The sequence below is a fragment of the Acinetobacter sp. SFB genome (genome assembly GCF_001647545.1).
Lineage (GTDB): Bacteria > Pseudomonadota > Gammaproteobacteria > Pseudomonadales > Moraxellaceae > Acinetobacter.
Genome location: NZ_LSZH01000012.1, coordinates 251,709 through 263,986 on the forward strand (window position 1 = coordinate 251,709; position 12,278 = coordinate 263,986).

Consider the following 12,278-nt stretch of genomic DNA (forward strand, 5'->3'; position numbering starts at 1 on the left):
TTCTATAATTTTCTATATATTTTTTAGAAAAATTAAATATTTATAATTATTTTAATTACTCGTTAAATAATTTTTAAACAAAAATATTTCGCATTTTCCATAAAGTCTATCCAAGCACAATGTGCCAATAAATTTTTGAATACCTCGCTTAAATCTTATTTTTTTAGAGTTTAAATCAAACCAATATCTGATTAACGTAGGTTTTCTTTTATATATCCGTAAAATACCGTTGCGCGGTAAATCTGTATTAATCTCAATCCTACTCTTTATAGTTCGCACTAAAACGGATCTTTTAACCTATATCACAAGTTAATTCACTCATTTCAATAAATGTTTTGTGCTTAAATCATTCTAATCTTTGAGTACGAAATTTATTTTTACTGCATTTTAATATCTCTTGGTTTAACCTTTAAATTCAAAATAAAGTAATAAAAAATATTAATTTATAAGTATATTATTATACTCATCAATCAATATTAAAAAGCTAATTTAAAGATTTACAGCTAAAAAATTATTTATTTAAAGCAGAGTTTCATTTTTATTTTCCTCATATAAAAAATAAAAGTAAAAATATGTTACTAAAAACAAAAATATAACCAAAAGTAAAAAAAGAACAAATGATGTAAATTTTATTTAAATTATGTAGGTTTAATAATAAATTTGGTCAATATTCAATTTTTTAATGCTATTACTTATTAACCAGAATAAGTAGTAGATATCAAATATGTATATTCCTAAAAGCCAATTTTTAAATAATGAATCTTATTCTTCAAATGTATTGCAAATTATTGCTCATTATTTTTCTAAAAAAAAACAATATTGTTTGTTTCTTGATATAGATGGGACACTTTCTGAATTTCATGTAGACCCTACAAAAAGTTTTATACCTAAAACTACTTTGCAAACATTACAACAGTTAAAAGATTTAAATATTCATGTTATTGCTATCACTGGACGTTCTGTAAAAGTAGCATCTCAGCTCTTCTCCCCTCTTCAGTTACCCATTGCGGGAACACATGGCTTGGAAATACAAATAGATCAGCAAGAGGAATTAAATACCGGTATTAATGAACTTAATATTTCTTTGCTGCAACAACATGTTCAAAAGGCTTGTCTTCCTTATCCTCAGCTGCTAATTGAAAATAAAGATTATTCAGTCGCTATACATTACCGTCAATGTCCTGAACTGGCTGAAACCACAAGAAAAATTGCACAGGATATTCAATACTTACACCCAGAACTTAAAATTAATGAAGGTAAATATGTCTTTGAATTATTACCTTTAGAGGCTGATAAAGGACAGGCCATTCAAAAGATTTTACAGCATTATAATTTCAGCAACGTTTTACCTATTTTTATTGGCGATGACAAAACAGATGAAGCTGGTTTTAAAGTCATAAATGACTATAACGGTGTGAGTATAAAAGTTGGAGAGGAGGAAACCGAAGCATCCTATCGCCTTAAAAATGTTGAAGATGTCGCTAATTTTCTCGATTTATTTTCACAATTCTTAAAAACTCATTTTTCAGGACAGTCTCAAGTATCAAATGGAGAAAAAGCATGTCTAAATTAATCGTATTATCGAATCGTGTAAGTTTACCTAATCCCGATAAATCCACTGCAGGTGGCTTGGCAGTTGCTCTGCAAGATGCGCTGAGCGATATTGGAGGAATTTGGCTAGGTTGGAATGGTGAAAAAATTGAAAATCATCAGCAGCCAAACTTTAGTCTGGCTGCATATAAAGGTGTGGAATACATCACCTGCCCTTTAACTGAAGAGCAATATAGCGGCTATTATTGTGGCTTTGCAAATAGTACCCTTTGGCCAGCCATGCATAATCGTGCAGACTTAATAGAGTACAAATCGGAAGAATTTAAAACCTATCAACAAGTAAATCGTTTATTTGCCCAGCAGCTTTCTAAAATCGCTCATCCGGATGACATTATTTGGGTTCATGATTATCATTTTTTAAGTGTGGCACGTTATTGTCGTGAATTGGGCATGCGAAATAGGATTGGATTTTTTTTACATATCCCCTTCGCTGATTTAAAAATCTGGAGTTTACTACCTACAGCTCAAAACCTTATTCAAGATCTTTGTCATTATGATGTGATTGGATTGCAAACTGAACACGACCAAAAACAATGTATGGATGTATGTCATCATTTTTTAGCATCTCAGGTCATTCATCCTAATGTGTTGAGTTATAACCATCGCCAGATCACTATCCAATGTTATCCCATTGGTATTAATCCAGAACTTATCCAGAAAGTCGCTCAGCAAAAAAAAGGCAATCCTCGCCCTGTCTTTGACTTTAAAGATTTAAAGGATCAAAAAACAATTATTAGTGTCGATCGGATTGATTATTCCAAAGGTTTAATTGAGCGTTTTAATGCTTTCGAAGATTTTCTGAAAAACAACCCTGAATATCATAAACATATCACCGATTTACAAATTGCTTGTCCATGCCGCATGGAGATCCCCGCTTATAAAAATTTATATGAGCTTATGGATTCAAAAGTAGATTCAATTAATCACGAATTTGCACAGGACAATTGGCAGCCCATCAATTGTACGCATGAAACTGTAGAGCATGATGCGTTGATGAAAATTTATCGTCAGTCCGATATCTGTTGGGTCAATTCTTTGCGTGATGGCATGAATCTGGTCGCAAAGGAATTTGTTGCGGCACAGAATCCTAACAATCCTGGGGTTTTAATTCTTTCTAAATATACTGGTGCAGCAGAGCAAATGTCTGAAGCCATTATTGTGGATCCGGACAGCTGTGGCGATATGGTTAAGGGATTAAAAACAGCTTTAACCATGCCGAAATCAGAACGTTTAGAGCGTCATAAACATTTAATGCAGGGTCTTAAACGTTTTGATATTACTGACTGGCGTAATGCTTTTTTAAAAGATCTTAGACCAGTTGAAATGTTCAATATGTCTAAACCTTCCCATGGTAAATCATATACTTACTTTGCTCATCAGCAAGTATATACTTAATAGAGTTTATTTGTTCTAGCGACTAAAAAGCCGGGATATCATTATATATACCGGCTCTATATTTATTTAAATGAAAATTAAGAAGCCTTAATCTGGGTGAAATGATTTAAAAAGGCGATCAGCATTAATAAAGCGGCAATTATTCCAAAAACAAGGGTTAATCCCATCATTTCACTGGTCAATCCCACCAAAGCAGGTCCTAATAAAGATCCGCTATAAGCCATAGTAGAAACACAGGATAATGCTGCTGCTTTGGGCATGATATTTTGACGACCGACACGTGAAAACATTACCGGTACAATATTCGAACAACCTAAACCCAATAAAGAATAACCTGATAAAACAACTATCCAATGTGGTGCCATAACTACAGTGAAAAGACCCAGTGATGCACAAATTGCACTATAAATAATGATATTTTTTTCACCCAGTATTCTCTGTAAGTAATGACCAGCAAAACGTCCAACAGTCATTGCGATAGCAAAAAATGTATAAGAAAGTCCAGCAAATGCAGGCTTTAAGCCATACTCACTAACTAAATAAATACCACTCCAGTCCATAGCTGAACCTTCTGACAGAAAAGCAATAAAACAGATCAGACCAATCAATAAAATTAGTGGACTAGGTAATTTTCTCGTCTTATTTTCATGTTCAGCAGGGTTGATTTTTTTATCATTTTCAATTTTAGACAAACTATTGGGAACAGCAATTAAACTAATAACCATGAGTAAAATGCAAACGGCCAATGCACTCATTAGTGGTGATAGGCCGATCGCAAGCAATGCCGTTACAGTCATTACTCCAGCCAATCCACCTAAACTGCACATACCATGGAATTGAGACATCATACTTTTAGCACTGTTTTTTTCAACAATGACTGCTTGTAGATTAATCGCAACCCCTAAGCTCCCGGCAGCTGTACCAAACAAGAATAATGCTACAGACATAAAGATTACACTGCTACTCAAAGCAAAAGTCGGTAAAACCAGTAATAATATTAAAATTGCTACTGAGATAATTACACGACAGCCTACTTTCTGAATGAGTAAACCTGTTGCCGGCATAGCAATCATGGATCCCAATCCTATACTCAGCAGCAAAGTGCCAAAGTCGGCGTGATTGAGATGCAGTCGTTGCTGCGCATAGGGAATAAGAGGTGCCCAAGCGGCAGTACTTAATCCAAGAGTGAAAAAGCAAAGTAAAGTAGAGAGACGCTGTGCACTAGGTTGTGTTGCATGGTCTAAATGTACTGTTTTGGAAGAAAACATGTGTGAGCCACCACGATAAGAAAGTTCTGGGCATCCAAATCCAAAATAATTCCATAGAAAAACCCCTGTAGATTTATTGAAAACTATTAAATCTACGGGGGTTAAATTTGGCGAAATTATACACAAAACAACTATAAATAAATTGTCTTTTTTAATTATTTAAGAACTGTTTTGTAACTGTTCCCTATTACATAAAGTACGCTTAAAAGATGTTATATATAAGCCATTAAAATAAGAGATTATTTAGGAGATATATAGAAAATAGAACTCATTTTTATACCGCATGCAGTGGTCCAGGCTGCATATACCTGTACATCAAAAATTATAGCTGAAACGAAAAAAGAAATAATTTATTTAATGCTTGGTTCATTGGCGATTAATAGATCACGTTAAATATCCTGTAAATTAAAATCAAAAATTTCACATAAATAGATTTAGCTTTCGTTTTAAATAAAATAGGAGAAATTTATATTAACATATTGAATAATTGAGTTTTTTATAAACATTAAATTATTATTAAAAGCTATTAAGTAAATTTACATAATTAAACTAAAAAATATATTTCTCCTGTATATTTTTGTATTTCAAATACATAATCTAATATTGCTCAATTATTATAAAAAAATTTCAGGAGCATCTTAATGTCAACTCAATTTGATTTTGTTTCTGTGGTGAAAAAACCAAATATTTATTTTGATGGTTTATCTATTAGTCGCACCATTCAGTTTAAGAATGGTATAAAAAAAACAATAGGCGTGATTTTACCCACAGAACGACCTTTAACCTTTGAAACACATGTGCCTGAGCGTATAGAAATTATTTCAGGTAAATGTCATGTGCAAATAGCAAATGATAGAGAAGGTCAGATTTATTATGCTGGACAATCTTTCTATGTTCCAAAGAATAGTCAATTCAAGATTATGACAGATGATATCTTAGATTATATTTGTCACTTGGAAGACTAAATTTCCACAAAATCAAAGAATAAGGGGGAACATTGCTGTCCCCCTTTTTCGTTGAAAATTTGCTCTACATGAACTTGATAAAAATCTATACTTTTATAGCCATTTAAGCAGGAATAGCTTCCGCATTTTTCTCCCTCGCCCAAATGCGATGATGACGAATTAATTCCTTAAATTTTTCCTGTATTGTAGAAAAATTGTCCGTACTCAATGTCCCCTCATCCGTAACGAGTTGTAGAACGTCAAGTAGTTTTTGCTTATCCCCTAAAAATACAATCGGTTTTAAATGCTTATAAGCTTCAAGAATGTAGTGTTTAGTCACACCGTCTTGTTTCACTACTTCGTAGTTATCACCATCAACAATAATCACTGCATCATAAGCAATAGATGGTTCTGCTTTCTGCATTCCATTTGAATCAAGTTTCGCCTGTTTATTATTTAAAACCGGCGCTGGCGTAGGTGTGAGTATGTGAGCAACTGCATTTTCAGCTTTCGCCCACTGCTGAATGGCTTCAATATTGTCTTGGTTCACCTTATCATGAACAAGTACAGCAATTTTTCTTGCTTTAATATCTTCTGGAACAAAAGCCTCCATACTAAATTTTGCCGATTTTTCTACTGTAGATGATTTGATATTTTGTGAAGAACCAGCAACTTCTATTCCCAAGTTTTTACCCACTTGTTGAGCCAAATCCAAATCAATATTCGCCAGTATTTCTTGTACTTCTCTTTCTCGAATATGTTTGCGCTGCACTTTGCTTAATTCAAAGGTGTAAGCATCTACCACATGTTTTTGTTCATGAGGCGCCAAACTCTTGTAGTACAAACGTGCATGAGAGAAGTGATCTGAAAATGATTCACTTCGTGCACGAATTTTCTTCCCATCAATACGCTCCTGATAGCTTTCAAAACCGCCATTTTCTGCAGCAGGTGCTGTTTCTACAGGCCAATTATTATCAATGGAATTGGGTTGATACGATGCCTGACCTTTATGAATCGTGGTTTGGTGCATCGCATCTCGCTGGTTATTATGAAATGGGCAAACCGGTTTATTAATCGGCAGCTGATGGAAATTAGGTCCACCTAGGCGGCTCAGTTGTGTATCGGTATAGGAAAATAAACGGGCTTGTAATAGTGGATCATTAGTAAAGTCTATTCCGGGCACAATATGACCAGGACAAAACGCAACTTGTTCAATTTCAGCAAAGAAATTATCGACATTACGATTCAGTACAAATTTTCCAATGGGTGTAACAGGAACCAGTTCTTCAGGAATAATTTTGGTGGGATCGAGCAAGTCAAAATCAAACTTCATTTCATCTTCTTCTTGCACGATCTGAATCCCTAGTTCCCACTCTGGATAATTTCCTGCTTCGATCGCTTCATATAAATCACGTCGATGAAAGTCAGGATCCTTGCCGGATAATTTTTGTGCTTCATCCCATACCAACTGGCTTACACCCTGTTTGGGTGTCCAATGATATTTAACAAAAATGGCTTTACCTTCGGCATTAATCAACCGGAAAGTATGCACACCAAAACCCTGTATTGAACGTAAATTGCGTGGAATAGCCCGATCAGACATCGCCCACATCACCGCATGAGCCGATTCGGGTACCAATGAGACGAAATCCCAGAAGGTATCATGGGCAGACCCCCCCGTAGGAACTTCTGTATGAGGCTCGGGTTTGACTGCATGGACAAAGTCGGGGAATTTAATCCCATCTTGGACAAAAAATACCGGTGCATTATTACCGACAAGATCGTAGTTGCCTTCCTGTGTATAGAACTTGATGGCAAAACCACGAATGTCACGTACAGTATCGGCAGAACCCCGTGGTCCTTGCACTGTAGAAAAGCGCACAAATATTGGTGTTTGAATTTCTGAGTTAGTCAAAAAGCTGGCTTTGGTATATTTTTCATTCCCAGCGTATGCTTGAAAATAACCATGTGCACCCACACCGCGCGCATGCACAATTCGCTCTGGTATGCGTTCGTGATCAAAATGTGTGATTTTTTCCCGGAGTATAAAATCTTCTAATAAAGTAGAACCCCGCACTCCTGCCCTTAAGCTATTTTGATTATCAGCAATTTTTACACCCTGATTGGTCGTGAGTGCTTGATCAGTAGCATCACTTCGAAAAGCGTCTAACTGTTGTGTTTTTACGCTTTCATTTTTTTTATCTAAAGTATCAGTACCTGCTACTTCACTTTTGTTTGTTTTAGGGTCCATATTTCTACCTATAATTGTTAGTTAAAGTACTAGCGAGGATGTTAAAAAGCGATGCAAATAACCTTGTGTTTACATGCAATTAATGAATGGATGAGTTTTTCTCGCTCAGAAAGGGAAAAAGATAATCCACAAAACGTTGAGTACACCAAAGGCCAGTTTCATTATGATGAGCATGAGGTGCGAGATAAGGCAGTAATTTATTTATTTTGACAGCTAAATTGCCTGATTCGGAAATTTGCTGTTGTAGCGTCTCTAACTCTGCATTAGCTAAATAACTGAACAAGAATTCATCTATACAGTTAGAAGTAGAGCTGACCTTTTTATACTTCGAATACGATTGTTTAAAATAGTCGCCTGCAATCCAGTCATGAATGATTTGCTTTTCAGTCGCATTAAAGACCCCATACATTTTGCCTTCTTCATGACTGATCAACTTCCAGAACCGGCTTTGTTCAGGATCTTGATTTAAAATAATCCACTGCTTTTCAATCAGCAGCTCTACAAACTCTTCGACCAAATTCGGCTCTGAAAGCCACTCATTAATAGACCGATTATTAAATTTACATTTATCATTATGAATGACATTGCCGACCAGAGCTTTTCGTTTCAAAATATTAATCACTAAAGCTTCTGAATTTAAATTTTTAATAATTTGTCTAGAGGATAATCCTTTGTTATTCAAAGCAAAGCCGATTTTCATTTTTTCCATAAATGAATCTTTATCTTTGAATTTTTTATAAATTTTTTCCAAGGCCTTAATGGATAATTTTGCATGACCATTGTCCATATTGTCTATAGTGATATGCAGATTAAAATATTGGGAATTAATGCCTAATTCATTGAGTTCATAATTGGTAATCAGAAGATGTAATGGCAACTGTTCGTAACCTAAATTAAAACCGACTATTTCAGGAATAAATTCAGGGGGAACAAATGCAAGTGCTAATTGAATTGCAGGCTGATGATAATATTCATCTTCTAATTCTAATACGAAATGTTCCAGCCCCAGCTTAACCAGTAAATCATCAAATAAACTCACATGATTAGATTTGGCTAAGCCCAACCCTAATTCCTCTACATATATTTGGATTAACTCATGAAAAATTGGATCATTCCAATAATGAACTAAGCTATATAACCATGCACCATCTACCCGCTTTACCGGAGCAACTTTAATAAGAAATTCAAACGCCTGACTTACATTCTTAAAATACTCTCGCTCTCCCCCACTATTCCTTCTGTCTTTATATAACTGATATTCACTACATTGAAATTTATTATCATTACACAGCCATGCAGAAATTTTATTCAATTCCGAAGGAAATTCTAAGTTGTCTAAATTCAAGCTCTGAATTTCTTTATGTAGAAAACTTGCAGCTTTCCGCTCTTTATCCTGTTGGCTAATGTGTGAATTCATAAAATAATTCACTAGATCGCAGTAATTCTGATGATTTTTATCAATTAAATCGAGTAAGCGTTCTTTTACTGCTACTGGCATTTTTATTCTCCAAGCGGTAATTCTGCTATAAACATAAGTTATCAATATGACACGGGAAAAGATTCAAATTGTTATTATTCGTTTAATTTGTGTTTAATTAATTTTTAGGTATTTATATAAAACAATCACTTAGATTACATAAAAACTCTGAAGATCCGCAGCATCAACAACAGAATGACAATCAGCGTCAGCAAAGTGGACAACAGAAAAGTTTTGGAAAAAATCTAAATGACCAAAATAAACAGTAGAAATAATTTGTAAATTAAACATTCTTTATCACACATAAGGGGATTAAATTACCTTATATATTGATTCAAGAAACAGCAGTTAAATAATGACTGATGTAAATTTAGAAAATAAAAATCATACTCCAAACAGTGTTAAATCTTAAAAATATTGATGTGAAAAATATACTAATCGACTACATTACAATGATTTACATCGTTTTATTCCAGATATTGATTATGATCGAGATTTATCTTACGCCTATGAGTTTGAACGTAGTTCCCGATCTAAATATGGTAAAAATACACATTTTTAAGATTCCTAAAATGATCTGCAAAAAAAAATGGGAAAAATTTAAAGCAGAGTCTCGTTTAAAATGGGATCAAGCTAAACATGCAGTAAAATATGCATGGGATAAAATGTAATATTTTATAATATGAGCTTTTATAGCTCATATTTTTTAAATATTTATTCACGTCATAAAAATAATTCAACTCATGCTTAACATATAATAATGCATAATTTTTAAAACTTTAATATATTCTTTTTTATAAAAACAAATAATTATGGATTGATTTTTTGAAATGTATTTCACAAATTTTCGGTTATAGGTTGAATTGACTTATTCTATAAATAGGCTATTTAATTAATCAATTATGTTATTTAATGTTTCTCTATAATAAAACATATTCAAAATAAAATAATATATTATCAATGTATTAAATAATATGGGAAAGAATATGAACAAATATCCTAAGACTCCATCTATCGAAGTGCAAAGCCATCAACCTGGCATTCAATCCAAAATGCATCCCCAGCCCGAAGTCATCAAAAAAAATTACAAAGGAAGTGACAAATTAAAAGATAAGGTCGCTTTGATTACTGGCGGTGACAGCGGAATCGGTAGATCTATTTCGGTACTATTTGCCAGAGAAGGTGCAGATATTTGCATCTGCTATTTAGAAGAAGGTCAAGATGCGCTTGATACTAAAAAAATGGTTGAAAATGAAGGACGTCGTTGCCTACTTATAAAATGTAATTTACAACATCAAGATGAAATAAAGAAAATGGTAGATACTGCCCTTCAAGAATTTAAAACTATCAATATTTTAGTCAATAATGCAGGAGTGCAATATCCACAAAAGTACATTACCGATATCAATACACAGCAACTTTTTAAAACCTTTGAAGTAAATATTTTTTCAATGTTTTATTTAACTGAATTATTAGTGCCCTATATGAAACAAGGTGATACGATTATTAACACTACAAGCATTACCAGTTATCATGGGCATGACTTGCTGATAGATTACGCGAGTACCAAGGGTGCAATCACTTCTTTCACACGTAGTTTATCTAGCAACCTATTAAAAAATAAAACAGGAATTAGAGTGAATGCTGTCGCTCCCGGACCTATTTGGACACCCTTAATACCGAGTAGTTTTGATGAAGAACAATTGAAGGATTTCGGCAAAAATACACCGATGGGACGTATGGGACAACCCAGCGAAGTCGCTCCCGCATATTTATTTCTTGCCTCAGATGAAGCAAGTTATATCTCTGGACAAGTTATTCATGTCAATGGTGGTAGCATTGTAAATGGTTAGATAAGTATTAAAAAATTAAATCTATATTAGATAATGCAGAAATTATTGAATACAGCTTATAAAAAGGCGCGGATCTTAGATCCGCGCCTTTTTATTTATCACCCATTACTTTTGTTGGTCTTGCTGATTTTGCTGACGTTGTGAATCATTTTGCTGCTGCTGTTGACGTTGCTGATCTTGAGGGTTTTGCTGGTTAGGCTGACGCTGTGGATCATTTTGTTGCTGCTGTTGATGTTGCTGATCTTGAGGGTTTTGCTGGTTAGGCTGACGCTGTGGATCATTTTGTTGCTGCTGTTGACGTTGCTGATCTTGAGGGTTTTGCTGGTTAGGCTGACGCTGTGGATCATTTTGTTGTTGTTGTTGTTGTTGTTGACGTTGTTGGTCTTGAGGATTTTGCGGTTGATTAGCCATTTTTAGTTCCATCCTATTTTTAAAATAAGTCACATGAGTTAGTAACTATTCTAAATTTGCATATTCATTGTTATAAAGCTATGAGGCTCATGTGACATTTCTTGTCATTGTAAATTTAAATTTTTTACAAATTAAATAAATGTTTCATTAAAATCAAATTATTTAAATATTTTAAAAGGAATTTATTACATTTTTTACCGAATCAAAACATAGATAAAGTTTAAATGAAGGAATTAATTCTAATGGGTTTAAGTCATACTTTTTAGGTGAATTTTCTAAAATAGTGCTCCATTCAAATAGAACGTAACTTTTAAAAAGTTACTAATGTTTATTAGGTCGCTAGCACTATGCCGGGATAGATACTCTCAAATAAATGATGAGTTAATATTTATTCTCTTTATTACATAATATTACACCAAATATTAAAAAGATAATTAATGTAAGTATATGAAGTTAATCTCATATTTGAGTGGAAGGAATATTTATGTCTAACATGGGTAAAACATCAAGTGTTAACTTGGCAAAAATTGTATTAGCTCTGGTGATTTGCACTAGCAGTATATTAACGCTGGCACATGCACAAACTGAGCCATTACAGGCTGTTGAAAAAGTTGATCTGAATAAGTATTTAGGGACTTGGCATGAAGTTGCCAGAAAACCTTTGTATTTTCAAAGAAAATGCGAAAACAATGTCAGTGCAAATTACTCTTTAAATAAGAATGGCAATATTAAAGTCGATAATAGCTGTTATACAAAAGATGGAAAGTTCAAACAGACGATTGGGGAAGCATTTGTACAAAATGCTCCGCTTAACTCCAAACTAAAAGTAAGTTTTTTACCTAAAATCATCCGTTGGCTTCCTGTGGGACGTGGCGATTATTGGGTTTTAAAAATTGATGAAAATTATGAAACAGTATTGGTGGGCGAACCCGATAAAAAATATATGTGGATTCTTTCTCGTTCACAACAGCCTAAACCAGAAGTTGTACAGGAATATTTAGATTATGCGGAATCTATTGGATATGACTTGAGTGATGTGATTAAAACCAAACAGATGCAAAAATAATT

The 12,278-nt window shown here is 33.8% G+C and carries 9 protein-coding genes; 5 read left to right on the forward strand and 4 right to left on the reverse strand.

The genetic code is table 11. The annotated features are described in order from the left end of the window. Positions 1–724 precede the first annotated feature (724 nt). A complete protein-coding gene (gene otsB, locus AY606_RS08515; protein ID WP_067867083.1) occupies positions 725–1,573 on the forward strand; it encodes a trehalose-phosphatase in 849 nt (282 codons plus the stop codon). Beyond that, complete coding sequence (locus AY606_RS08520; protein WP_067867085.1) at positions 1,561–3,006, forward strand: alpha,alpha-trehalose-phosphate synthase (UDP-forming); 1,446 nt, start codon at positions 1,561–1,563, stop codon at positions 3,004–3,006. The genes otsB and AY606_RS08520 overlap by 13 nt, the downstream gene beginning before the upstream one ends. A gap of 77 nt (positions 3,007–3,083) precedes the next feature. Here AY606_RS08520 and AY606_RS08525 read toward each other — a convergent pair whose 3' ends face one another. Continuing rightward, the gene (locus AY606_RS08525; RefSeq protein ID WP_067867087.1) at positions 3,084–4,274 is read right to left on the reverse strand and encodes an MFS transporter; all 1,191 of its coding nucleotides are present in this window, start codon (positions 4,272–4,274) and stop codon (positions 3,084–3,086) included. A 641-nt stretch (positions 4,275–4,915) separates the two neighbouring features. Between AY606_RS08525 and AY606_RS08530 the strand changes: the two genes are divergently transcribed. Continuing rightward, positions 4,916–5,239: a pyrimidine/purine nucleoside phosphorylase gene (locus AY606_RS08530; RefSeq protein ID WP_067867089.1), complete on the forward strand. Its 324-nt coding sequence runs from the start codon at positions 4,916–4,918 to the stop codon at positions 5,237–5,239. A 103-nt stretch (positions 5,240–5,342) separates the two neighbouring features. Here the strand turns inward: AY606_RS08530 and katE are convergent, their stop codons facing one another. Beyond that, positions 5,343–7,469 carry a catalase HPII gene (gene katE / locus AY606_RS08535; protein ID WP_067867091.1) on the reverse strand — a complete coding sequence of 709 codons (2,127 nt, stop codon included), beginning with the start codon at positions 7,467–7,469 and terminating at the stop codon, positions 5,343–5,345. Positions 7,470–7,548: 79 nt separating this feature from the next. Further along, complete coding sequence (locus AY606_RS08540) at positions 7,549–8,967, reverse strand: iron-containing redox enzyme family protein (RefSeq protein WP_067867093.1); 1,419 nt, start codon at positions 8,965–8,967, stop codon at positions 7,549–7,551. A 953-nt stretch (positions 8,968–9,920) separates the two neighbouring features. On the opposite strand from AY606_RS08540, the gene AY606_RS08550 reads away from it, so the two are divergent. Continuing rightward, positions 9,921–10,799 carry an SDR family oxidoreductase gene (locus AY606_RS08550; RefSeq protein WP_502692115.1) on the forward strand — a complete coding sequence of 293 codons (879 nt, stop codon included), beginning with the start codon at positions 9,921–9,923 and terminating at the stop codon, positions 10,797–10,799. 105 nt (positions 10,800–10,904) lie between these two features. Here AY606_RS08550 and AY606_RS08555 read toward each other — a convergent pair whose 3' ends face one another. Next, a complete protein-coding gene (locus AY606_RS08555; RefSeq protein WP_067867097.1) occupies positions 10,905–11,210 on the reverse strand; it encodes a hypothetical protein in 306 nt (101 codons plus the stop codon). Positions 11,211–11,694: 484 nt separating this feature from the next. On the opposite strand from AY606_RS08555, the gene AY606_RS08560 reads away from it, so the two are divergent. Then, positions 11,695–12,276, forward strand: coding sequence for a lipocalin family protein (locus AY606_RS08560; protein WP_067867099.1), 582 nt, complete (start codon positions 11,695–11,697; stop codon positions 12,274–12,276). The last annotated feature ends 2 nt before the right edge of the window (positions 12,277–12,278 follow it).

Coding starts and splice junctions, on each gene's coding strand:
- AY606_RS08555 (WP_067867097.1), bottom strand. CDS start 11,210: ATGGCTAATCAACCGCAAAATCCTCAAGACCAACAACGTCAACAACAA.
- AY606_RS08560 (WP_067867099.1), top strand. CDS start 11,695: ATGTCTAACATGGGTAAAACATCAAGTGTTAACTTGGCAAAAATTGTA.
- katE (WP_067867091.1), bottom strand. CDS start 7,469: ATGGACCCTAAAACAAACAAAAGTGAAGTAGCAGGTACTGATACTTTA.
- AY606_RS08550 (WP_502692115.1), top strand. CDS start 9,921: ATGGGAAAGAATATGAACAAATATCCTAAGACTCCATCTATCGAAGTG.
- AY606_RS08540 (WP_067867093.1), bottom strand. CDS start 8,967: ATGCCAGTAGCAGTAAAAGAACGCTTACTCGATTTAATTGATAAAAAT.
- AY606_RS08530 (WP_067867089.1), top strand. CDS start 4,916: ATGTCAACTCAATTTGATTTTGTTTCTGTGGTGAAAAAACCAAATATT.
- AY606_RS08520 (WP_067867085.1), top strand. CDS start 1,561: ATGTCTAAATTAATCGTATTATCGAATCGTGTAAGTTTACCTAATCCC.
- otsB (WP_067867083.1), top strand. CDS start 725: ATGTATATTCCTAAAAGCCAATTTTTAAATAATGAATCTTATTCTTCA.
- AY606_RS08525 (WP_067867087.1), bottom strand. CDS start 4,274: ATGTTTTCTTCCAAAACAGTACATTTAGACCATGCAACACAACCTAGT.